This window comes from Komagataeibacter diospyri (assembly GCF_043995075.1).
Lineage (GTDB): Bacteria > Pseudomonadota > Alphaproteobacteria > Acetobacterales > Acetobacteraceae > Komagataeibacter > Komagataeibacter diospyri.
Genome location: NZ_CP171836.1, coordinates 848,390 through 872,873, shown reverse-complemented (window position 1 = coordinate 872,873; position 24,484 = coordinate 848,390). Strand labels below are relative to the sequence as shown.

Annotated in this window: 16 protein-coding genes, 1 pseudogene and 1 other annotated feature; of the genes and pseudogenes, 5 read left to right on the top strand and 12 right to left on the bottom strand. The window is 58.8% G+C overall.

Features of this window, described 5'->3' with window-relative positions; translation table 11 throughout:
- Positions 1–90: 90 nt before the first annotated feature.
- From hutI to ACE2AA_RS04010, 5 genes are all read left to right on the top strand, one after another.
- Positions 91–1,326 carry an imidazolonepropionase gene (gene hutI, locus ACE2AA_RS04030; RefSeq protein ID WP_395371308.1) on the top strand — a complete coding sequence of 412 codons (1,236 nt, stop codon included), beginning with the start codon at positions 91–93 and terminating at the stop codon, positions 1,324–1,326.
- A gap of 130 nt (positions 1,327–1,456) precedes the next feature.
- Positions 1,457–1,831 (top strand): amino acid permease, encoded by a 375-nt coding sequence (locus ACE2AA_RS04025; RefSeq protein ID WP_395371307.1) that lies wholly within the window; start codon positions 1,457–1,459, stop codon positions 1,829–1,831.
- A gap of 35 nt (positions 1,832–1,866) precedes the next feature.
- Positions 1,867–2,624 (top strand): IS5 family transposase gene (locus tag ACE2AA_RS04020; RefSeq protein WP_395369507.1). Its coding sequence is split into 2 segments (ribosomal slippage): positions 1,867–2,185 and positions 2,185–2,624, totalling 759 coding nucleotides; the frame shifts between segments, so codons are not numbered across the junction.
- A 62-nt stretch (positions 2,625–2,686) separates the two neighbouring features.
- Complete coding sequence (locus ACE2AA_RS04015; RefSeq protein WP_012812328.1) at positions 2,687–3,937, top strand: IS701-like element IS1452 family transposase; 1,251 nt, start codon at positions 2,687–2,689, stop codon at positions 3,935–3,937.
- 207 nt (positions 3,938–4,144) lie between these two features.
- A complete protein-coding gene (locus ACE2AA_RS04010) occupies positions 4,145–4,525 on the top strand; it encodes an IS630 transposase-related protein (RefSeq protein WP_395371306.1) in 381 nt (126 codons plus the stop codon).
- Between the two features lie 126 nt (positions 4,526–4,651).
- Here the strand turns inward: ACE2AA_RS04010 and ACE2AA_RS04005 are convergent.
- From ACE2AA_RS04005 to ACE2AA_RS03950, 12 genes and pseudogenes are all read right to left on the bottom strand, one after another.
- Positions 4,652–5,871, bottom strand: a protein-coding gene (locus tag ACE2AA_RS04005; RefSeq protein WP_395371305.1) for an IS3 family transposase whose coding sequence is annotated in 2 segments (ribosomal slippage) — positions 4,652–5,574 and positions 5,574–5,871 — 1,221 coding nt in all. Because the reading frame shifts where the segments join, the coding sequence is not laid out codon by codon here.
- Positions 5,477–5,593 (bottom strand) — a sequence feature (AL1L pseudoknot). Its footprint overlaps the gene before it by 117 nt.
- Positions 5,872–5,922: 51 nt before the next feature.
- Positions 5,923–6,660, bottom strand: a complete 738-nt coding sequence (locus tag ACE2AA_RS04000; RefSeq protein ID WP_395372121.1) for a hemagglutinin repeat-containing protein — start codon at positions 6,658–6,660, stop codon at positions 5,923–5,925.
- 113 nt (positions 6,661–6,773) lie between these two features.
- Positions 6,774–7,328 carry a hypothetical protein gene (locus ACE2AA_RS03995; protein ID WP_395371303.1) on the bottom strand — a complete coding sequence of 185 codons (555 nt, stop codon included), beginning with the start codon at positions 7,326–7,328 and terminating at the stop codon, positions 6,774–6,776.
- A gap of 147 nt (positions 7,329–7,475) precedes the next feature.
- On the bottom strand, positions 7,476–7,976 hold the full coding sequence (locus ACE2AA_RS03990; protein WP_395371302.1) for a hypothetical protein: 501 nt from the start codon (positions 7,974–7,976) through the stop codon (positions 7,476–7,478).
- Entirely contained in the window at positions 7,973–10,288 is a 2,316-nt protein-coding gene (locus tag ACE2AA_RS03985; protein WP_395371300.1) for a hemagglutinin repeat-containing protein, read from the bottom strand. The genes ACE2AA_RS03990 and ACE2AA_RS03985 overlap by 4 nt, the downstream gene beginning before the upstream one ends.
- 121 nt (positions 10,289–10,409) lie before the next feature.
- A complete protein-coding gene (locus ACE2AA_RS03980) occupies positions 10,410–10,820 on the bottom strand; it encodes a hypothetical protein (RefSeq protein ID WP_395371299.1) in 411 nt (136 codons plus the stop codon).
- 195 nt (positions 10,821–11,015) lie between these two features.
- The gene (locus ACE2AA_RS03975) at positions 11,016–11,429 is read right to left on the bottom strand and encodes a hypothetical protein (RefSeq protein WP_395371297.1); all 414 of its coding nucleotides are present in this window, start codon (positions 11,427–11,429) and stop codon (positions 11,016–11,018) included.
- Positions 11,426–11,551 (bottom strand): hypothetical protein, encoded by a 126-nt coding sequence (locus tag ACE2AA_RS03970; protein WP_395371295.1) that lies wholly within the window; start codon positions 11,549–11,551, stop codon positions 11,426–11,428. Before ACE2AA_RS03970 ends, ACE2AA_RS03975 begins: the two co-directional genes overlap by 4 nt.
- Positions 11,552–11,563: 12 nt before the next feature.
- A pseudogene (locus tag ACE2AA_RS03965) lies at positions 11,564–12,361 on the bottom strand (IS5 family transposase).
- 85 nt (positions 12,362–12,446) lie between these two features.
- Positions 12,447–12,794, bottom strand: a complete 348-nt coding sequence (locus tag ACE2AA_RS03960) for a hypothetical protein (protein WP_395371294.1) — start codon at positions 12,792–12,794, stop codon at positions 12,447–12,449.
- A 2-nt stretch (positions 12,795–12,796) separates the two neighbouring features.
- Positions 12,797–22,741 (bottom strand): beta strand repeat-containing protein, encoded by a 9,945-nt coding sequence (locus ACE2AA_RS03955; RefSeq protein WP_395371292.1) that lies wholly within the window; start codon positions 22,739–22,741, stop codon positions 12,797–12,799.
- A complete protein-coding gene (locus tag ACE2AA_RS03950; protein ID WP_395371291.1) occupies positions 22,738–24,477 on the bottom strand; it encodes a ShlB/FhaC/HecB family hemolysin secretion/activation protein in 1,740 nt (579 codons plus the stop codon). Before ACE2AA_RS03950 ends, ACE2AA_RS03955 begins: the two co-directional genes overlap by 4 nt.
- Positions 24,478–24,484: the final 7 nt, after the last annotated feature.

Genomic DNA, 24,484 nt, shown 5'->3' with positions numbered 1-24,484 from the left:
TAATCCTGCGTTTTGTTATGGATTGATAACAGATTTGACTTATTTGTATATACTTATCTACAGAACGTGGAGAACGAAGGAAAACGTACGATGTGGGACAGACTCTGGATCAACCTGAATATCGCGACGATGATGCCCGCCCATGAAGCATCGGATGATCCGTACGGGTGCAGTCATGATGCCGCCATTGCCACAAACGGCAGCCGGATTGTCTGGATTGGTGCGCGCGCGGACCTGCCCGCTGCACCCGATACGCTGGCCCACACGGTCATTGATGGCCATGGCCACTGGATGACGCCGGGCCTGATTGATGCACATACTCACATCATTTATGCGGGTGATCGCAGTACCGAGTTTGAAAAACGGCTGAATGGCGTTTCCTATACTGAAATTGCCCGGCAGGGTGGTGGCATCCTGTCCACCGTCACCAACACACGCGCGGCGAGTGAGGAGACCCTCCTCTCCCTTGCCATGGAACGCGCGCAGCGCATGATCCGCGCGGGCACCACCACGATCGAAGTCAAGTCAGGTTACGGTCTGACGCTTGAAGATGAACTCAAGCAGTTGCGCGTTGCCCGACGACTGGGCGAGGCCCTGCCCATATATGTACATACAACATTCCTTGGCGCCCATGCCTTCCCCCCCGAATATGCGGACAGGCAGGACGATTACGTCTCCTTCCTGATTGATGTCGTGCTGCCACGCGCAGCAGCCGAAGGGCTGGTCGATAGCGTCGATGCCTTTTGTGAAAACATTGCTTTCAGTCCCGCGCAGGTCCGCAGGCTGTTTGACAGGGCCATGGAATTGCAATTGCCCGTACGCATCCATGCCGACCAGTTATCCGATACCGGTGGCGGCAGCTTGGCCGCGCAGTACCTCGCCCTGTCCGCAGACCATGTGGAATATGTCAGTGAAGCCAGCGTGATGGACATGGCGCAGGCCGGAACGGTCGCCATGCTGCTGCCCGGCGCGTTCTACTTCATTCGTGAAAAGCATGCGCCCCCGGTCGCCCTGTTCCGCAAACACGGGGTGCCCATGGGACTGGCGAGCGACTGCAATCCCGGCACATCCCCCGTGACTAGTCTGACAGCCGTGATGAACATGGCCTGCACCCTGTTCCGCATGACACCGGCGGAAGTTCTGGCTGCAGTTACCCGCATCGGCGCGCAGGGCCTGAACCTGCAGGACAGCAGGGGCAGGCTGGCGACCGGCATGGTGGCGGACATGGCAACATGGAACGTCAGCGGCCCGCATGAACTGTCATACTGGATCGGGGGGCTGACCCCCGTTACCCGGGTTTTCCATGGTGTGCCGGACGCGACATAGAAATGCCGGATATGTGATACCCCCGCACGAACGGGCGCATTCCCTTCCAGTGCTTGCGCTTGGCGATTTTATCCGTAGGTTCTGCTCCGCATGAAAGCGTATAATGCCGGGTCAGGGGCAAAACGGGTGGATGAAGTTTGATCGTGTAAAATCGTTGGATGCAATCCTGGCGACGGCCAAAAAGAAATCACTGAACTGGTCGCTTGGGGCTTTCCAACTCACGATGCAGGGAATCGGCGGTATCATCGGAACCGGGATATTCGTGCTGACTTCCGAAGCCGCGCAGAAAGCGGGTCCGGGCATGATGTTAAGCTTCATCCTTGCCGGTTTCATCTGCATGTGCGCGGCGATCTGTTATTCCGAACTGGCGTCTATGGTGCCCACTGCCGGATCGGCCTACACCTACACCTATACCTATGCCGTTATGGGTGAGCGACTGGCGTGGATGGTGGGCTGGGCGCTGACTCTAGGTTGTGTCTGCATTCACGGATTCCCTTTGGGTTGAAGTTCTGATTCAAGGCTGTCGAGGGAGGACGAGCCTTGAGCAGACGAACACTGACAGACGAGCAATGGAACCGGATCGAAGGCCATCTTCCCGGCCGGATCGGAACGCCTGGGCGGAGTGGAGTCGACAACCGGTTGTTCGTGGATGCGATCTTGTGGATGGCCAGCAATGCGGCGCGCTGGCGTGACCTGCCAGAGGTGTTCGGTAAATGGACCGCTGTCCATGCTCGTTTTCGACGCTGGTCACACTCTGGTGTCTGGGAAAGGCTTTTCCATGCCCTGGCCGACACTCCGGACTTCGAATACGTCCTGATCGACAGCACCATTTCGAAAGTCCATGCCGATGCGGCCGGCGCAAAAGGGGGGCTGAAACTGCCGCCATCGGTCGTTCACGTGGTGGGTTGACGACCAAACTGCATGCAGTCGTCGATGCGATCGGCCTACCGCTCCGGATTCATCCGACACCGGGGCAATGGGGCGACCGGCCACAGGCCGAGGCGCTCCTGTCCGGCTTGCAGGGTGTGGGCCATGTCATTGCCGATGCCGCTTACGACGCTGACCCACTACGCATTTTCATAGCTGATGACCTCGGGGCAATCGCACAAATCAAAGCCAACCCCAGCCGCGCCATCATGCCTCCGATCAACTGGAGCCTCTACAAGGAACGCCATCAGATCGAATGCTTCTTCAACAAACTCAAACGTTTCCGCAGGATTGCCTTGCGATGCGAGAAAACTCTCCCTGCATTCATGGGGTTCGTCCACCTCGCATGCGCCATGATCTGGCTACGTTGAATGCAGACAGAACCTAGCACTACAGTTGCATTTTGTGTTGAGTTCTGAATCTATGGGTAACCATGATTCAGGATATGATGAGTGGCGGTACGTCTGTTGAAGAGACGCTGGAATTATGGGCGCGCTCGCTTCGGTCCGCCAAGGATCGGATGGCGCCGCTGTTCACGCAAAAACGTGTCGTAGATTCGGCCTGTGCTTTTCTTGATGTTTTGATTGGCAATGAACCACGCAAGACGGGATGGATGCGAGCGGAAGCCGCAGGAGATCCTGGTCCATGGCGGCAGCAGGCGCTTCTGGGACGCGGGCACTGGGATGCCGATGCCCTTCGTGACGTCGTCAGGGATTATGTGATTGAGCATCTGGGCACTGAAGAGGGCGTGCTGGTCATTGATGAGACCGGTTTTCTGAAGAAGGGTCAGGCGTCCTGCGGTGTGGGGCGGCAGTATACGGGATCTGCCGGCAAGATCACGAACTGCCAGATTGGTGTGTTTGGCGCTTATGTTTCGGAACGGGGGCATGCCTTTATTGACCGCGCCCTGTATCTCCCGAAAGACTGGACATCAAAGCCTGAGCGTCTGAAGCGGGCCCACGTTCCCGATGACGTGGTGTTTGCAACCAAACCGGCGTTAGCCTCGATGATGATTGAGCGAAGTATTGAGGCCGGTGTGCCGTTCCGCTGGGTTGCAGCAGACAGCGTGTATGGCGTGGGCGACGTAGAACGCACGCTTCGCCGGGCAGGAATTGGATATGTGCTTGGGGTCAAGGGCAATCACTGGTTCGGATCATGGGCAACGGAACCGCTGATTGCCGGAGAGGCGAAAGATATTGCAGCAGGACTGCCAGACCAGGCCTGGCGTCGTCTGTCAGCGGGGCACGGCACAAAAGGTGAGCGACTTTATGACTGGGCGTATCTTCCGCTTGCTGATCTGGATGCTGAAGAATTTGACTGCCCTATAGCCGGACCATGGACACGTGGCCTGTTGATCCGCCGAAACATCGCTGACGGGGACCTTGCCTATTTTACGACCTGGAGCCCGAAAGGGACAACCACGCAGGAACTGGTGAACGTTGAAGGGACGCGCTGGAGGATCGAAGAAGGGTTCGAGACGGCCAAAAACGAATTTGGTCTTGATCATAACGAGACCCGCTCCTGGCATGGTTGGCATCGGCATGTCTCTCTGGTCATGCTGGCCTATGCCGTCATGGCCAGTGTCCGTTACCAGGCAAACTCACTGAAACCGAAAAAAACACAACTCAGAACACGACAGTCCTTGTCCGCTGGTCCATTCAGGAGATCAGGCGCCTCGTCGTAAAACTTGCACAACGCAGACTACCCGTCTCTCACATCCTCAGATGGTCCGTCTTTCGACGAACGCATCAGGCCAGTGCTATCCGCGCTCACTCACGACACAAAATGCAACTGTAGTGCTAGAGCGCGCTGCGAATAGATTGAATCATAGGATTCCCAAAGGGTGTCTGATGTGATTCAAGATGAAGACTGGCGAAGGAGGCCAGCCTTCATGCCGAAAGCCTACTCGCAGGATTTACGAGACCGTGTAATTGATGCGGTGGAGAAAGACGGCATGAGTTGCCGGGCAGCGGCGCGGCGCTTCGGCGTGAGCGATGCTTCAGCGATCAAATGGGTTCAGCGCGCAAGACGCGTCGGGGATCGGTGCTGTGCCGGCACGGGCGGGCATCGTCCCTCGAAAACCAGACCTGAACGGGTCTGGCTGCTGGCCATCATTGATGCCGAGCCTGATATCACCCTCGCGGCGCTATCGATCCGACTGCGCGAGGAGCGTGGCGTTCAGGCCGACACGGGCATGCTTTCACGCTTTTTCCAATCCGAAGGGATCAGCTTCAAAAAAAAGCGTGCTGTCCTACGAGCAGGACCGGCCTGACGTCGCGCGCAAGCGCAGGTTCTGGAAGCGCTATCAGGCCAACATAGATCCCACCCGTCTGGTCTTTATCGACGAAACCTGGGCCAAGACCAACATGAATTGCCCCGGGTTTTGTGGAGACGTTTTTTATCTGAACCAGGCGGCTAAAGCATGTGATTTCTGCTGAGCATAAAAGCGAGCCTCAGCTTCTGCCGGGGGGATGTTTCCAATAGATGACAGAATGCGGCGATTATTGAACCAGTCCACCCATCTGAGTGTGGCCAGTTCAACAGAGTCCCTGTTTTTCCATGGCCCCTGCCGATAGATGAGTTCGGTTCTGTAGAGACCATTTATGGTCTCGGCCAGGGCGTTATCATAGGAATCCTCAACACTTCCGACAGAGGCAACAAGGCCTGCTTCAGCCAGTCTTTGCGTGTAGCGAATGGACACATACTGACAGCCCCTGTCGGAATGATGGGTCACTTTCTCCTCGGGCTGCCTCTGGCACAGAGCCTGCTCCAGGGCATCCAGTACGAAGTCGGTATGGGCAGTTGATGAGACGCGCCAGCCCACAATCACGCGGGCGAATACATCAATGATGAAAGCGACATATACAAAGCCCTGCCATGTGGAAACGTAAGTGAAATCCGAAACCCACAGCCTGTCGGGAGCTGGCGCATGGAACTGGCGCTGCACCAGATCCTGTGGGCAGGGGCGTTGCGGATCTGGCCGGGTGGTTCTGCCCCCCTTGCCACGAATGACGCCTTTCAGTCCCATCTGGCGCATCAGCCGCTCTACCGTGCAGCGGGCGACATTCCTGCCTTCGCGTCTGAGCTGATGCCAGACCTTACGCGCTCCATAAACACAAAAATTATCGTTCCATACTCTACGGATTTCATCGCACGGTCCTTTGTCTTTCTGGCTGCGCATACAAGGATTTTTCTGTCTGGTCACGGAAGCATAATAGACAGATGGCGCAATCGGCAGAACCCTGCAGATTGACCCGACACCATATGCCTGCCGGTGCTCATCGATGAAGCGCGTCATGGCCTGAAGCGGCGGTCGAGTTTCCCTTCCGCAAAATATGCTGACGCCTTGCGCAGGCTCTCATTGACCTGCCGCAGTTCGCGGTTCTCGCGCTCCAGTCGCCTGATCTTCTCCCGATCAGGCAGATCATTTACCGCAGGTGCATTGGCCCGTTCATGCAGACGTGTCCATTTTGACAGCGTGTCAGGATGAATATCCAGCTTTGGCGCTATCATCATCACTGCGGACCAGCGTGACGGATGGTTCTTCTCTTCCTCCAGAACCATGCGGGCTGCACGTTCACGAAATTCAGGCGGAAAACGCTTCGATTTGTTACTCATGAATATCTCTTACCTCACGGGTCTTGCTGTCTCCACAAAACCCGGGGCAATTCAGTCTGACAGGCCGGCTTTCAGGCCGATAAAGCTGGAATCGCTGGTCTGGGAATCCTTCGCGACATTGCTGAGGGCATTGAACGAAACCGACGACCCTGAAACATTCAGGTCCTTCGCCGCCTCAAGCCCGGACGCGTTGATCGTGACCGGACCACCCGCCGCAACGGTTACGTCTCCGCCCGTTGACCCGATTTCGCTGGAGGTCCAGGTCGTGCTGCTGTCATTGGCGGTCTGGCGCGATTTGCCAAACCCAACCTCGAACCCGGCGCCGCTGGTGCCCACGAACAGGCCGCTTTTCTCCTGGCTGTAGGCAGACTGCGCCGTATCCTTCAGCGCGTTTTCCGTGACTTTTCCACCGGCCTGGAGCGTGACATTGCCGCCGCCTGCAACCGTACCCGCCACGGACATGTCCCTGCCCGAGACCATGGTGACGTTGTCATTGGCCGCCACCGTGCTGCCGACCTGGTCGGTTGAACTCTCGCTTGAAGTCGTGGTCGTCCTGTTGAGGAACCCGTGTTCAACCGTGCGGGTATAGGAAGACTGACTGTCAGTGACCGCGTTGAGGTTCACGTTGCCCGTCGCCATCAGCGTGGCCGACTTCCCGGCCGCAACCGTCGCCCCTGCCAGGGTGAGGTCACCCCCAAGGGCGGCCGCCGTCAGGTTTCCGCCCGTGCTGATCGACGCTCCGAAATTCTCCGTCTCGGCCGCGCGATGGCTGTAATCATGCTGCTCGATGTCCTGCGACGCGCTCGCCGCAACCGAACCCAGCGTGATTCCCTGCCCCGCCTGAACCGGTTGCCAGAAAGAATATCAGGAAAAGGAATGAGGGATTTCCTCGTCAGGCCCACCTACCAGAGGGACGGTCCGTGTCGCCACGAAGGGGGATAATTCCAGCGATGCTGCAGCGTGACTGACGTTGTCTGGTCAGGCAGGGTCCTGACTTCCTTGACGGCAATATTCTTGCTGCCGATCTCCGTAACCGCGTACCAGACGCCGACAGGCAGGTTAGAGAATATAAACTGCCCATCCGCTCCGCATGTGACATGCCGAACAAAGGGCTCAACATCAGCAGAAGCAACTTTTGGCCCGGTCATCACAGCATAATGGAACATATTGTCCACAACAGGATCAGATGCCGGACTTTGCGGCAGCAACTGCACATCGTGTCCGGCACAGGTCAGTTCGTGCCCTTTACCAACAGCAAATTGCATATTTCCGCCCTGTAGGGTGGGATAACTCCGGTGGTCAAAGAGACGCATGGATGCGGATCCGGCAATCGTTGCCGTGCCCTCTTTTGTAGACCACGACATATCCTTCGCACTCACGGGCGCCCGCATGGAATCAGGATATGGGTGACAGCCCACAAGAAAAAAACTTAATATGATGGGTATATATTTCTTCATATAAATTTATTCCTACAGTAATTTTATAATATTCTCTATAAATTATCCATATTATAGAATTATATAGTAAATAATTAAAAAATAGATATCAGAATACAATTCATATTAAAAAAACAAATATATAATGTTTTTTTCGTTATTGTAAATTTATTCGTTTACCTGCCAGAACGTTAAACATACGCCATCTTCAGGCCATATACCATTTCCAGAAATTTCAAATTCAAATTTCTTTTCTGGATAGCAATCGCGCAAGGACAGTCTCCAGTATTTCTCTATTTGCCTTGCGAATATTATCTTTAATTCTTTGTATTTTATACCGCCCTCTTCTTCGGTTTCCTCTAAATTATTAACTTCTTCATATTTTTGGAAAAAATCTTCTACACAAAATAGGTTAAAATACCGTTCTTTGTCTAATCTTTTGTTTGCTATGAAACCTTTCCTACCTTCTTTATATCCTATAGATTCTATATTTTCCCAAAATATACACCCATCAGCCTCAAAAAAAGCCGGACTCAATATACCAAGGACACCAATCGTCTGTTCTAATGTTACATTATTACTAACATATAAGAAAAAATCATTAAACGGGAAAGGGTCTGAGAATAATTCCATTACCTTTGCATCAATTCCATTTTTACACTTTTTCATTTCTTTATCCCTAGTATATTCAAGACCACATCCGGAACCAAGCTTTTTCCATTAGATATAAAAGTTTTTTCTCCTGATTTTTTAGGATATTCAATTCCCGTCTTCTTATTAACGTTGTATGATATATCTTTTATTCTTTGTGAAGATATATCATATAATGCTTTTCCGTTAGGCCCAAAAACGTAAGCATGGCCATTCCCCGCATTCACATAGGTATTTGGAACTCCATAATGATTATATGTTGTAGAACCTCGGTTTAATTTTAGATTTATACTTTCTCCACTCACCTCCTTTAAACTTCTAATATAGTGTAAATCAATTGTGCTTCCGGATGGATCAGTAATAAATCTAGCTCCGCCATTTCCTTCCGAAGACGACGGATCTTTCGGACCGCGCGGCGGTATATTTTTCCCAGAAATATCATTCTTACCAACCGGCTTCTCAGCAGAAACTTTACCGCCTGTGGCTTTAGTATAATCGACTATCTTGGTATAATCGACCGGCCCCGGCGCCCCTAAAATGTAGATATCACTGCTGCCGTCCTTGGTGAATTTCAGTTGGTTGTCCTTGGTGAACGTACCAGTTGAACGATATGTTCCTGCGTCAGGAATGCTAATGCCCAGATCCCCGATACCCGTCCCCGAAACCATGGCATCCGGCGAATAATGGGCAACTCCCGGTCCAAACCGATCAGTCATTGCGACCTCGGCACCGGGATACTCGTTGGCCATATCGGGAGCAACCGTCAGCCCCCCCGAGGAATCAAGCCTCAGGATATTTTCCCGGTGCACCCGAGTCGTAGTATCCCATGGATTTGCAACGTCGGGTTCGACTGGCTGTGGTACGTCCGCACCGACGTTGTTTCCCGTGCTATCCCCCTTTTTAATCCCTGGCCCCATTCTCCAGTCGAGAGTCTCAAAGCCGCCAGGTCCACCATCTTCGCCAAACCTGTCAGGCCGTAATCCTGATGACGTCGCATCTCCTGTGCCAGCCACGCTATCCTGCTTCGGCTGTATGTCGCGCGCGTCAGTTCCGACCGTGTCCCTGTCGTCAGCTCCCTCGCTGGCCATGTCATAACCCTGCTTGGCCGTCCATGCTGCCGCCTGGGTGACCGTCTCGGCCTCATTGGCGAGCGCCAGGACATTGCTTTCCTTGCTGGCGTCAAAATCGTTGGCGATGGCCTGGTTGGCGGTGGACGGATCACGCGAGAGGCTGCCGGATGTGGCGCCCGTCTCCACCGTAATGTTCGAGCCGATCGCCGACTGGCTTTCCGTCTCATGGGAACCGGCTACCGCCGCAGCCGAAGTCATGGGAATGCCGTTATCCGCCAAACCCTGCGTCAGGGGCACCGAGTTGTCCTCGCCCGTATCTCCCCCGCCCTGCATCGTGCTGTAGGAGAAACTGGCCGACGCCCCGGCGTAATCGGAGACATTCTTCTCCCCGCTGGCCGTAAGGCTGCCTGTCGTGAAGCTGTTGAGCGTCGATGCCGCCGTGCTCTCGATCACCCCGGCATCAAGGCTGGTATTGCCCGCAACGGCGATGTTCACACCACCATTGCCAGCATGGATCCCCGATAGCCCGCTGGCTTCCGTCGAGGCGTAGGTATCACCGAGCGCGCCGCCCGAGGCGTTGACCGAGAAGCCCTTCTCGCCCCCCACCCCGTAAACCGGGATCGCAAAACTGAACCCGCCACTTTCCTGATTGCTGGAATAGCTCGCCGTGTTCTGCGCCGAGGTGATGTCCAGGCTCCCCGTCGTCACGTCCACGGATCCACCCGAGACCTTTGCCCCGTCCAGCGTGGTCGCGCCGCCAGCATTGTTGACGGTCACGTTATCCGTACCCGTCACCGTGCTATCAACCTGCGTGGCGCTCCGTGCATCACTCTGCGCATGGGAGCCGCCGACCTGACCGGTAACACTCACGCCCCACTGGGCATCCGCGTTCAGCGACGCCGTCGCCCCGATAAAGGCGGACTCCGAAGACTGGCTGGACGTGGTGTGCGTGGTGTCCTGCCCGGACTGCAGCGTCACCGTTCCCGGCGCGTTCAGGGTAACCGTCTGCCCGGAAAGCTGCGACGCCGTGGCAATGATGTCACCGGCATTGCTGTCGGTGGTACCACCCCCGGCCCCCGTCGCCGTGACCGTCAGGGCATCTCCGGCAGCGGCCGTCGATCCCTGCACCGTCGTCGTGGTGGAACTTTCGGCCTGCCGGTCATGCGAGAACCCGACCTCGGCGCTTACCCCGACCAGTTCGATCTCGCCGCTCGCCACATCCTTGCTCAGGTAATGCGTGCTGGGGTCCGGAGTGGCCAAGATCACTGTCGGGATTGGTCGGGTCGCTGCTGGTGGCAAAGCCTGGCAGCGTCATCGCGGCTTCCTGCGTCGCTTGAACCGTTTGCCAGAAAGAGGTGAGGGATTTTCTCGCCAGATCAGCCTACCAGAGAGATGGTCCGTGTCGCCACGAAGGGGGATAATTCCAGCGATGCTGCAGGATAATTGACGTTGTCTGGTCAGGCAGGGTCCTGACTTCCTTGACGGCAATATTCTTGCTGCCGATCTCGGTAACCGCGTACCAGACGCCGATGGGCAGGTTAGAGAATGTAAACTGCCCATCCGCTCCACATGTGACATGCCGAACAAAGGGTGCGACATCAGCGGAAGCAATTTTTGGCCCGGTCATCACAGCATAACGGAACATATTGTCCACAACAGGATCAGACGCCGGACTTTGCGGCAGCAGTTGCACATCGTGTCCGGCACAGGTCAGTTCGTGCCCTTTACCAACAGCAAATTGCATATTTCCGCCCTGTAGGGTGGGATAACTCCGGTGGTCAAAGAGACGCATGGATGCGGATCCGGCAATCGTTGCCGTGCCCTCTTTTGTAGACCACGACATATCCTTCGCACTAACGGGCGCCCGCATGGAGTCAGGAGATGGATGGCAACCTACCAAAAAAAATAACAACCGATGAATACTTTCTTATTTTAAAATCACAAAACCTAAATACATTTTATTATATAGTTACACATAGAATATAAATCATACGCCATTGCGGAACGAATTTACCCATGATTTAAAGAATTCCTCTTGCTGCGCCACTGTTCCAATTACACTTGGTTTGGCATAATCAAATATATCAACCATATCTGATAGATTGGCTGGCTTTCCTTTTTTAATGATATACGCTTTCCGCCCCCCACTCATACTTCTAGACATTCCTGATGTTACTACATCGGGACGTGCACCCGCGCATAGAAAACGTATCTCCTTTTTTTCAAATTCAGTTCTCATATCCTGAAAGGCCGAGAAAATATCCGATGAATTATAATGCCTACAAACACCATTAGGAAAATTCGCTTCTATAGACCATGGATATTCACAAGATATTAAAATTGTTATTTTTTTTATATCTCCATCTGGAAGCATTATATTTACTTCTTTTCTTTCTATCATGGCACATACCCTGGATTTAAAATTGATATATTTTTACTTATAATAGTAATCGCTCGAATCTGGCTACCTGAAATTTTACCAGGAACAGCAACCTCTTCTTCCCCAGGAAATGGGTTTTTCATTCCTAGAGCCTGTTAGAGCTTGATCCAGTCTGCTGCAGCAGCGATATGGATGACGGCAAGGAACGACGTTGCTGTTTTTTCATATCTGGTTGCGACAGCGCGCCACTCCTTGAGGCGAGCCCAGAGGTTCTCGACAAGATGTCGACACCGATAGGCCCATTTGGGGCAGGCGACCGGGCCATCGCGCCGTTTCGTAGGAATGGCCGGCCGTGCTCCCATGTCTCATATCCGTTCACGCATGGCGTTCGACGCGTAGCCCTTGTCCCCCACTACCCACAGGGGAATGGCGGGAAGGCTGTCGAGCATGGCTGGTGCCAGAGGCAGTTCGTGAGCCTGTCCAGGGGGCCAGCGCAAAACCGAAGGCTTTTCCATGTCCATCAGCGATCACGCAGACTTTTGTGCCATAGCTGCCGCGAGAGCGGCCAAGTGCTTCACGATGGTCCCGCTCTTCGAAAGAGGTCCCTTTTTTTGGGCTCCCGCCGCTTTGTGGTGAGCCCTGATGTTCGTGCCATCCAGAAAAGTCATTCCGAATGCCACGCCCTGTTGTTCCTGAACCAGTGCGAGCAGCCGTTCCCATACGCCGAGCTTCGCCCAGCGGATGAAAAGCTGCGCAGCCCGCCACCACGGACCCAGTTCAGCGGGGATACTCCGCCATTTCGCGCCATTCTCATGACGCCAGAAAATCGCTGCTATCGTCCGCCGCAGATCATGTGGCGGCGTCTTGCCCCTCGGGCGAACCGCCTCGATCAGAGGTTCCCAGATCGCCCACGTCTCATCCGTAAAAGTGCCTGTTCCGTCTCCTTTTTCCATCCTTACAATATGGGAAGATTTTCAAGATCTAACAGGCCCTAGGAATTATAGCGTGACGCATCCTGCATCGCGATAATCGCTGGTGTTAAGAGTAATATTCATCGAGTTTATTAATAAATATTAGTGATTTCTGACCAACAAATTCTTTGTAAGTATCTTCATAACCGCGAGCGATCCAGCAGTTTATAAATGACTCTAAAAACATTGTAGCCACCAGGTTACTTTCTTTTTCATTATTTTCTATTTTATTTTCTATTAGAGAAAAGATCTTTTTTTTGTCATTATCAGAAAAACGACTAAAGTCCTTACAAAGTAAACGGCCCAAATCTGCCAAAATCATAGGCCAATTATCCTCGCCCCTTCGTGAGATAAAATTGGAAATATTATCAGAAATACATGAAATACCATTTAGTTTCTTTATTAATTCGTCCATGTTTACTTGCCTTCTAATGAATTTTTTAAATCACGCAACACATTCTGAGCGGCCATTTTATCGGTTGTTAGTGCATTGGGATGCGTATTAAGCCAGCTTTCAAGTGCTCTAACATAGTTTTCTGCCTTCTCACTATGAAACTTTCCGCCAACACCTTCACCTGTAGTCCGCTCCGCCCGAACAGCATCCGCAGTACTTCCGGAACCGACCCGTGCAAGAGGTCTGTATAGGTCATTCATAAGATTACTTAACTCACTATCATAAGTTTTCGGCTTTTCCTGAATAGAAGCCAAATCATCTTTAAGCTTATCTTTCCCAATAATGTTATTCGCCACATTGTTCCTAATACCATCTTCACTTTGAGGTAATTTCCCCTCTATTAACTGTCTCCCGACTTCGTTCTCTTTAATTAAGAAAGACGAAGAATCTCCAGTTACTCCGTTCTCGACCTTACCTCCAAAGTTAGCCGACTGGCGCATACCGTGAGCATCGAACACATATTTAACGTGTGTATCATTATCTATATATACGATGTTGCCATCACTGTCTTTCAAACCAGCGGAAGTGTATCCAGGCCTATAAGGTTCGGAACGCGGGTCTACTATTCTATCATCAGGCACTGGTGCCGACACATATGCAGACGACTGATTTCCTTCATCTGTTGTTTCGTTTTTCTTAAATGAAGTGGATTTTAATTCTAGATTACCTTCCGGTTCATGATCTTCATTGTACTGCTGAATAGCTGAAGCGTATCCGGCCCCGCTGAGGGCATTGACTGTCGTATCGCCACCGGAAGCCGCACCGGCCGCTGCGCCCGCGCCAGCCCCGATTACGTTGCTCAGCACATTCTCGATCACGCGCTGGCCGTCTGCATCATCCGTCATGGACCGGGCAACGGATCCGGCCCACTGGCGCGTGGCAATCGTGGCAACGTCGCCCGCCGCCGTACTGGCTGCCACCGAGCCGATATTTCCTCCAGCAAGACCCGCTATCAGCGCATTCCCCGCCGTCTCGATGCCGATGCGTCCCCAGGCATTTGAAACGTCCTCCGTTCCAAACCCGGCGACATGAGCATCATCCAGCGCATCCGAAACCATGCCCCCGACCTGTCCCACGACCTGCGATCCAACCTGCTGGATCTGCAGGTCGTTCTGCATCTGCCGGGCGTCGAAGCTGTTGGTCAGCGGGTGGCTGGACGTCGAGGGCGAGCGGGACAGGTCGCCACTGGTGCTGCCGGCTGCGATCTGCACGTTCGACCCGATGGCCGACTGCGTGACCGAACTGGCGTCCTTACGGGTCGCGGCCCCCAGCAGGCCACCGGCATTGGCCGCCATGCCCGCGCCGATCGCGGTGGCGAATCTGCCCGTGCCACCGCCCGTAGCCCCTTCGGGATTCATGACGTTGGCCTGGTAGCCCATCGTCTTCGCCGTGGCGTCGGCATGGTTGGCGATGTCATTGGCCACCAGCGTGCCCGTGGACAGATGGTTGAGCGCGGCCGCCGCCGTGCTTTCGATCACGCCCCCGTTCAGGGTCGTCATACCGCTCGCCGTGACATCAAGACCGCCACTGCCCGCATACAGCCCGGACTGCGTCGCCTCGGTCGAGGCATAGCTGTCCCTGACAGTCGTGTGACTGAAACTCGCGCTGCCCCCGATGTCCCCCGCGCCCCAGACCGGAACCGAGAAACTGGCGTCCACACCCGTGGTCTTCGAATTATAGTTCGACGTATCCTGCGCCGTGGTGATGGTCAGGTCTTTGCTGGCGACATCAATCGATTTCCCGCTGATCTCCGCCCCGTTCAGGGTTGTCGTGCCGGTCGCGTTGGCGAGGGTGACGGTGTCCGTGCCGCTGACCGTGCTGTCCACCGCCGTGCTGGACGCGGCATTGGTGTTGCTTTTCGAGAAGCCGAACTGCCCCTCGATGCTGACTCCGGCCCCCTTCGTGCCGATACTGGCCGAGGCCCCCACGCTCGCCTCGATCGATTTCGAGCTGGCGACCTCGTGCGTCGTGTCATACCCCGCCTGCAGCGTCACCTGGCCCGGCGCGGTCAGGGTCACGTCCTGGCCCGAAAGCTGGGACGCCGTCGCCACGATATTGCCCGACTGGCTGTCGGTCGGCACGCCGCCTGTCGCGGTCACGGCCAGCGTATTGCCCGCCGCCGCCGTCGAACCCTGCACCGTGCCCGTCGTCAGCGTCGTGCTCGACTTCTCGAGGTCAAAGCCGATATTCGACTGCACCGCAATCAGGTCGATATTGCCCTTGGCGGTGTCGCCTTTCTCGAACAGGCTAGAAACGGACTTGACCTGTTTTGACGCCTGCAGACCGACCTGGGCGCCCATGCCCGCCGCCGCTGCACCGTCCAGCCCGGCGAGACGCCCGCTATCCTTGCCACTCGCCTGGGAGGCTGACAGGGCAATATCCACCATCTGCCCCACGACGGAGTTCGGATCGAGGCCGGTCGTCTGCCCGATGAACAGCGACTTGTGCGTCTGGGTCTGGGTGGTGACGTCATTGAGGGCATTGAACGACACCGACGATCCCGTGACCGTCGCATCCTTCGCCGCTCCGAGATCAGAGGCGTTGATCGTGACCGGCCCGTTCGCCGTGATGCTCAGGTTGCCCCCGGTCGACGCGATCTCGCTGGGGGTCCAACTGGTCTGGGAATAGCTGTCGGTATCGGTCGTCTTGCCAAAACCGATCCTGGCAGAAGCCCCGCTGGTGCCAAGGAACAGCCCGGACGATTTCTGCTCATAGAAAGCATTGGCCGTATCCTTCAGCGCGTTTTCGGTGAACGTTCCACCTGCCTGGAGCGTGACATTGCCGCCGCCTGCAACCGTACCCGCCACGGACATGTCCCTGCCCGAGACCATGGTGACGTTGTCATTGGCCGCCACCGTGCTGCCGACCTGGTCGGTTGAACTCTCGCTTGAAGTCGTGGTCGTCCTGTTGAGGAACCCGTGTTCAACCGTGCGGGTATAGGAGGACTGGCTGTCGGTGACCGCGTTGAGGTTCACGTTGCCCGTCGCCATCAGCGTGGCCGACTTCCCGGCCGCAACCGTTGCCCCCGCCAGGGTGAGGTCACCCCCAAGGGCGGCCGCCGTCAGGTTCCCGCCCGTGCTGATCGACGCCCCGAAATTCTCCGTCTCGGCCGCGCGATGGCTGTAATCATGCTGCTCGATGTCCTGCGACGCGCTCGCCGCAACCGAACCCAGCGTGATCCCCTGGCCTGCCACAAGCGTGGTATCGCCCAGCGCGCTGAGCGACCCGCCATCAAACGTGATGTCCTTCGCCGCATAGATCTGGGCATCGCCCCCCGAGGTGATGGTGCCCTGCGCGCCCAGCGACTGCGCCTTTCCGCCATCGACCATGAAGGTGTTGAGCTGGTCCTCATTGACAACCGAACCGTTCAGCGCCGCCAGCGCCACGCTGCCACCCGACAGCGTCCCGCCCGCATTGACGATATCCCCGCTGGTCGCCGTCAGCGACAGCGCGTTGCTGGCGTTGATCGTGCCGGTATTGTTGATGCTCGAGCCGGTCAGCGACACGTTGGTGGCCGAGATCTCCGCCCCGTCGGAAAGCGTCGCCTGGCCCGGGGCCAGATACAGCTTCGGCGCCAGAACGGTCCGCCCGTCCACTGTCTCGGGCACATACCAGACGATGTTCTGCGTCAGCGCCGCCTGCTGGCTGGCCGTCAGCGCCACGCCAAAGGTCAGGTCAAGCGCATTGGATTCCGAGACCGCGTTGTCGAGCAGCAGTTCCATCTGCTCGTTGGCCGTCTCGTAGCTGCTGCCCAGGAAGGTCTGGCCCGTGGACGCCACGATCTGCTGCTGGATGAACTCGGTATCGAAATACGAATCCCCCAGGAACTCGTAATCCGCCGTGTTGTCGCCCAGCCGGTTGACCAGGTACTGCGAGCCGTAGAAACCGCTGAAGGTCGCGTATTTCGGGTTGGTCTCGATCAGGTAATGCGCGCCGGGGTCCGGATCGGCGATGAACAGCGCGCTGCCGCCCGGAATGGCCGAGATCACCGTCGGGATGGTCGGGTCGCTGCTGGTGGCAAAGCCCGGCAGCGTCATCGCCGCTTCCTGCGCCGTGGCCGAGGCCTTCACCTGCGCGGTCTCGACCCCCTGATAGGCCAGGGTAGCACCCGCCGTGGCGGGCGCTGCCGCACCGCTCCGCGTGCCGGTCGCCCCCGTGACCCCGGTGCTGACATCCGCCAGGGCCGCCGTCGCCCCGCCGTTCAGCGCGGCGTCAGCCGCAACCCCGGATGCGGCTGACGCGGCGGCGACCGGAGACAGGCCACCTGGCGTCTCGCCGGTATAGGTGGTGTATTCACTGGAACTCGCGTTGGCGATTTCCGTCTGGTTGTTGATCGTGCCCGTGAAGGTGCCGGTGATATTGTCTTTTGCAACGATGGTGCCGGTCGGGCCGTAATAGGTCTCGCTCGATCCCCATTTTTCCTTGGGCTGCGGTGCCGGATCCCAATGGCTACCTATACCCAGAAAATGATGGACATGATGAGCATATGTAGCAGCCCCGGTGAAAGCTGGATCCGACTGGCTGCTCCAGGTGCACCCCCAGTAATTCTTGCACGTAACGTAGAAAGCGTGCTGCACCGCATAGCCGATATTGTCGAGGCTGCCCCCGCTGAGGTTGATGTCGCGCCCCGCCGCAATATGGCTGGCGTCATTGACGATGCCACCCGTCGTGGTGATATCGACATCACGCCCGGCCGAGATCAGGGAAGCGGCGTTGTTGAGCGTGGCACGCCCGCCATCTTCCTGCACATAGATCGTGCCCCCGTTGGAATGACCGACAAGCTGGCCCGTGCCCTGCATGCCGGTCGCCGTGTCCAGCAGGCCTGCCGGCACGGGAATATCGACATTGCTGCCGCCCTTGTAACTATGGCTCCACAGCACGGTGTTTTTGACGACCGTCACCCCACCCAGAACATCATTGGTGACCGTGCCGGCGTTGATCAGGACATCCCCGCTGGCGCTGTCAGCAACAATTTCGCCGGAGCGGTTGAACACGGCGGTGGCCGCCCCGCTGGCGCCATTACTGATCCCGATCGACCCGTTCTCCGACAGGATGGCCCCGAGCTGGTTGGTCAACGTCCCGGGCAGGTCCAGGGCCACCCCGGCCGCGCCATCAATGAGGCCGGTATTGGTGATTGCCCCGCCCGAGGATACGTCCAGCACCCCGCCTTCGGCCATCAGGGCGCCGTTATTGGTGAGCGATGCCGCCGTGACGGTGGCATTGCCCCCGGCCAGTACCCCGCCACCGGCCTCGGCCGTGTAATCGCCCCCGACCCGCAGCAGCGTATCGCCACCGGACTGGAACAGCGTGCCACTGTCGAGGCCCCCCGTGAGCGTCACGGCCAGCGTGTTCCCCGCGACCAGTTGCGCAGCGCCACCAGGCGAGGTCGTATCAAGCGAAAGATTGCCCGCCGCCTGCACCACACCGTCCGTATCGCTGAACCCGGTCATGGCGCCGCCGCCGGCATTCGCAAGCGACAGGGTATTCTGGCCGGAGCGTTCGATCACGCTGCCGCCGTCATTGTCCAGCCCGGCCGCCACCAGGGTCAGGTCTCCCCATGACTGCAGCGTGCCGCCCGCGTTATTGATGCTGGCGGCAGCCTGTGTGCCACCGGCGGAGACCAGCAGGCTGCCATCGGCCGCGTTGACCAGCCCGCCCGACCCGTTGGTCAGGCTATTGGCAACCAGCGTGATATCCCTGCCTGCCTGAAGCGCGCCACCGTCATTGGCGACCTGCGCCATCGCGCCACCGCCTGCGTTGCGGACATCCAGCGTGCCGCCGGTGCTGACGATCCGGCCGGCGCTGGTGTTATCGAGCGACGCCGCCACCAGCACGACATTACCCGCGCCCTGGATCGCACCACCTTCATTGCCCACGACGCCAGTCGTGGTGACGCTCACAGTGCCCGCACCCGAGATGACCGCGCCGGATGTGTTGGTCAGGCTGGTCCCCGAAAGGGCGACCGCGCCATTGCCCCCGATCCGTCCATCGGTATCGTCGATCGCGCCGCCACTCTTCAGTGTCACGCCCTGCGTGCCATAGACCAGACCGGAATTCGACACGGAACCGGACAGGGTTGCGTTCATCTGATCAGACGCGACCAGCGTTCCGGTATTCGCAAGGGAGGCCGCATTGAGGTCCACCAGACCGGCCAGCGCACCGATCTCGCCACTATTGGTCACGCCCTGCGCCGCGAGCGTCACATCCCCCTGCGAGACCAGCGTGCCGCCATTGGCCAGGGCGGCACGCGTCCTGGCGTTCAGGGTCGCACCACGGCCTTCGGCCTCAATCCGCCCGGCATTGGACAGACCATCGCCGCTACCCGTTCCGGTCAGGACGAGGTCAAGCACGCCGTTTTCGGTTGCCATCAGCCCGCCTGACGCGGTCGTCAGGCCAGCCGCCGTGAGGGTCAACCCCTGCCCGCCCACCAGCGTGCCCGCAACATCCATGTCGCCCGCCGCCACCACGGACAGATCCTGACCGGCACTCATGACGCCTGTGGCATCATCGGACCAGGTCCCCGTCACCAGCGACAGGTTCCCGGCCGCCTTGACCGCGCCACCGGCGTTCGAGAAGGCCAGGGCGGATACGGGCGCGCTGTCGGCGTCCAGCGCGATGTTGCCATCGAGTGCGAGGATGCGGCCGTTATCATTGCCGATCGTACCGGCCGCGATCGAGACATTTCCGGCCGCCTGGATGATGCCGCCCGAAGTGTTGTCCAGCGTTGTCATCAATGTGGCGGGAGCCCCTGCGGAGAGCGTGACGTTGCCGTCCACGCTGACCAGGGTGCCAGCGGTGTTGGCGAGGCTGGCCGCCGCAATGGTCAGATTGCCGCCCGCCTGCACCGCGCCGCCGCGGTTATCAAGGGCGGTCAGCGGCGTCGTGGCACTGCCGTTGCCGATCCCGATGGTGCCCCCTGCGAGGATCGTGCCGGCTTCGTTATCGAGACCTGCGGTGGAAAGCGCGAGGCTGGACCCGGCCTGGATCGTGCCATTGTCATTGGCGACCTGTGCCGCCGTCAGGACCAGCGCGCCCGCATCCCCCGTGCCGATGGTACCGCTCGGATTGGACGTTGTGCCCCCGGTTCCAAGCGTCAGCCCGGTCGCGCCATACAGCGTGCCGGTATTGAGCAGGTCATCCGTCGTGGACACGTCAAGGCCCGCCGCAGTCGCGATCAGGCCGCTATTGGTCAGATCCGCCGCCGAAAGCGTGCCACCGCCACCAAGGGAAGCGATTTCGCCGCTGTTGAACAGGGAACCGGCCGTGACAAGAGTCTGGTTCCCCTGCGAGATGATCGTGCCCGTGTTGGCGAGCGACGTCGCATCAACCTTCAGGACACCGGCGGCATCCGCGTCCTCGATGGCGCCAGCGTTGGACAGGGCAGGCGATGCCGCATTCCCATGGACGGCAATCGTCGTGTCCCCGGCCAGCGCACCAATGGTACCCTTCGCGCCATTGACCAGGCTGGCCGCCGAAAGGGTCAGCCCGTTACCCGCCGTGATCGCCCCTTCATTATCGGCCGCCCCCGTGACCGACAGGTCAAGCGCGGTTCCTGCCTGAAGGGCAGCAGATGTGTCGCTGGCGTACTGGCCGGTCGTAAGGGTCAGCGCGCCACCCGCCTGGACCGCGCCATCCGTATTGGTGAACAGCCCCTGTCCCGACCCATTATCGGTGATGGCAACAGAACCGGTTTTCCCGACCAGGCCACCGGATGTATTGTCAACGCTCACCGCGCTGATCGTGAGATCGCGACCAGCCTCGACCAGACCGGATGCGTTCGTCAGGTGGTCAAGGGCCGCCCCCGTCGCATCGCGCGCAAGGCTGACGGATGTCCCGCCAAGAACCGTCCCGCCGGTATTGTCCAGCGCGGTCGTCACGATGGACATGAGGGTGGCTGCCTGCAGCCAGCCGTTATTATTGGCGACACTGGCGGCATCAATGTTCAGGCCACCATCCGTCACGATGATCCTGCCACCGGTATTGTCGAGACTGGCGGCGGCAAGCTGCACCATGCCCGTATCACTGCCAAGCTGTCCGCCCCTGTTGGACAGGGCGCCACCCGCCGCAAGGCTCAGGCCGGCTGCCCCGTACAGCGTCCCCGTACTGGTCACCGTACCGGCCGTGCGCACGCCAAGCGTGCCGGCGGCAAGGATGCTGTCACTGTTGGCCAGCGTGGCGGCGTCGATCGTCAGGCTGCCCGATGCCGACTGGGATTTTATGACCCCCGTATTGGCCAGGCCACCAGTCCCCGCCGCGTTGAGGGTAAGGTTGCCCGCGGTTGCAAGCAGCAGGGCGGATGCTCCGTTGGCGATGTGGTCCGCCGTCACGGTCACGCCCGTGCCGCCACCCAGCGTGCCTTCGTTATCGACCGCCCCCGTGGCGGTGACGGCAAGGGCCTGCTGCGCCGTCAGCGAAGCCGTGGTGTCGGATGTATAGCTGGCCAGTGCAGCAGTCAGGCTGCCCCCGGCCTGGATGGCCCCGCCATTATTGGTGACGGCCTGCGCTGACAGCGTCATGTCACCCGACTGGTCGAGGATCTTCCCGCCCGTATTATCCAGCGCCCCCACGGCGGCAATCGAGGCCAGCCCGGTCGTGCTCGATATCTGGCCACCGGCATTGGACAGCGTGCTGGCGCTGGCCAGCGTCAGCCCCGCCTGGGCTGCGATCGTGCCGGTATTGGCGAGCGACCCTGCCCGGGCGGACAGGGCGCCACCGGATGCGCCGATGCCGCCACTGTTATCGAGCGCACCGGTCGCAGAAAGCGACAGCGCGCCAGCCCCGGCCGTCACCGTCCCGCTATTGCCGATCGCAGCCGCCCGGGCGGCCAGGGTCGTACCGCCGCCAATGGTCCCGCTGTTATTCAGGGCGCCGCCTGCCGCCAGCTGCATCCCGCCACCTGACTGCAGCGTCCCGGCATTGCTGACCTGCCCGCCCACCTGCGCCTGCAGGTTGCCCGAAGCCGCCATGGAACCGTTGAGCACAAGGTCGCCGGCATCGGTCAGCGTCATGTCGCCTGCATTGGCCGCCATGGTGCCGTCAACCCGCACGCCGGCGCCGGCCTCGTTGACCACCATGTAGATCCGGTTGGCGTACATCCCGCCAAGGGCCGCCGTATCAATCGCGAATTCCGGTGCGGCCGTGCCGTCGGACGCCAGCGGATGGGCCGCGTTGGTGCCGTAATCGACCCGGTTGCGCCCGGCCACGATAGTGGCCGTCTCCGCATTGACCTGCGCCTTGAGCGTCACCGAGCGCGACAGGATGTCGAGCACCGGCACGGTGGTGAAGTCTCCGCCCTTCCCCTCGAAGGTGATGTTGCCGCCCCGGACGACGATATCCTTCAGGTTGCCGCTGGCATCCATCTCCGGCGTGCCGGTGGCAAGGGTCACATGGGCGGTGTTGATGAACCCGCATCCCGCACAGGTGATGCCGTTGGGGTTGGCCACCACCACCGAGGCCTGGTGCCCCGCCACTTCCGTATAGCCCAGCATCTGTGTCGGCAGGGTGCCGGTCACCTCGTTGAGGATCAGGCTGGCGGCATGGCCGTCAAGATTGGTGTTGCCATACACCACGCCCCCGATCTTCGTCTCGGTCGCCGTGGTGGCGTTGTTCAGGATCACACCGCTTTCGGGCACGCCATACTGGATGAAGTCATTATGCGACACGCCCGCCGCGTTGGGGGTGGCGATATTGACCTGGTCGATGCCGTTCTGGGTCTTGTCCAGCGTCGGCTCGGGGCCGCCGGCATGGGGATCGACCACGATCTGCGGCTCCGCCTGCTGGGCGGATGCGGCGGACACGGTCGAGGCCAGGAACAGGGAGACGGCGGCAAAGACATGCACGCAGCGCTGAAGACGTGACGGACCCGGAATGATATCGGGTGCGGCAACCCTGCGGGGCGTCTTCATCATATCTTCGCTCCAACCTGAAACAGCGGGATCAGCCCTTCCGAGGGAAGCGGGCCGGTATACATGGAATGGGTCAGGGAGACGTTCCAGAAGAACGGCCCCGTGGTCTTGCGCAGCCCCAGGCCACCGCCCGCCATCTCGCCGCCCTTCAGCGCAGGCGGCGTGGAGGAGGAGGCAAAACCCGCGCGCACGACGCCGACATCAAGGGCGGCGTAAAGCTGGGTGCCCTCGATGACCTGGTGGCAGATGAAGGCGAACTTCCCGCACTTCAGGCCCTTTGTGGGCAGCTGCCACGAGAAGTCGTTGCGCATGTAGCCGCCGTCATTGCCCAGCAGGACCTGCTCGAGGAAGCCGCGCACCGAATAGGGGCCACCCACCTGCAGTTCATTAGTGGGAAACTGGTCGCGCGTGCTGTATTCGCCGTGCAGCGTGGTATGCCACAGCACGCCGCGCGCAAGCGGCTTGTAGCCGTCAATGTCGAGCGAGGGCTTGAGGTAGGAGGAATGCGGGTCCTGCCAGCCTGGACGGATGAAGTTCGACCACGTGCCCGCGCCATCCACCGCGACCTTGAGGCCACCGGTGATGTACCACACCCCGCCCCAGCCCTTGAGCGATTCACTGACCTGCACGTTGACGAAGGCCTGCCGCGCCGTCTCGGTGTCGATCACCGTATGGTTGATCTCCGAGCCGAACGACTTGCGCTCGTAGCTGGCCTGGAAGGTGGTCACGCCGATACGGTTGCGCAGCAGCACGCGCGAGATGCCCAGCCGCCAGTCCCGTCGGCCGCCGCCAAGGTGGTAGATGTCGCTGAGTGTTGCGAGCGGATAGTCATCCTGCGAGCGCCACCACGACCCGAACACGGTCCAGTAGCCGAACGGGATCGACCCGTTGACCGACAGGTAGGACGTGCCGCGCTGCCCGGCATGGCCGACAAGCGAATGGTCGTATTCCACTGACCACAAATCCAGCAGCCCCAGCGGGTTTTCCGCCGTGAGCATGGCATGGCCCGTCTCCTGCCCGGTGATCTGCTGGCCGTAATTGTCGAACCAGACCTGGCCATGCAGCACGCCACGTTTTGGCGCGGTCACCACCACGGTGGAGGAACCCGGTTTGCCACCGGGTGCAATGCGCATGCGCGCGCCCCAGTGGCTCAGCCGGTTCATGTCCTCGATTCCCTGCTCCAGATCCCGCAGGTTGAGAATTTTCCCGTGCAGGCCGGGGAAGGCCATGACGGTCGCCAGCCGGGTCGGACGGCCCTTCAGTTCGACGCCCGCCAGCTTCCCTTCGATCACCACGATCCGCAGATGCCCGCTGGAAAGTTTCTGCTCCGGCAGGTAGGCCCGCGAGGTGATGAATCCCTGGCGGATATAGGCGGCATTGAGCGCGTTGATCAGCCCGTTGAGATCGCGCACCGCCATGCAGGTGCCGATATGCGGGCGGGTGAGCGCATCCGTCGTGCCGCGCGACAGGTGCTGCGCGCCCTCGACCGTGATGTCATGCACCGTAACGCAGGTCTTTGACGCCTGCGGCAGGGCAGCCGGCTTCTGCACCTGGATGTCGTTTGACGGTGGCGGCAGCGCGTCAAGCTGCTCCTGGTGCTGCTCGAAGCGCTGGAACTGATCCTGCGACGAGCCCGGCCCCGCCGGCATCACGCCGCCGGGCAGGCCAGGAACCTGGGCCATTGCCACACCGGGCAGGACCATCACGGCTGCGGCCGCCCCAAACTGCCAGCGCATCATGCGCAAT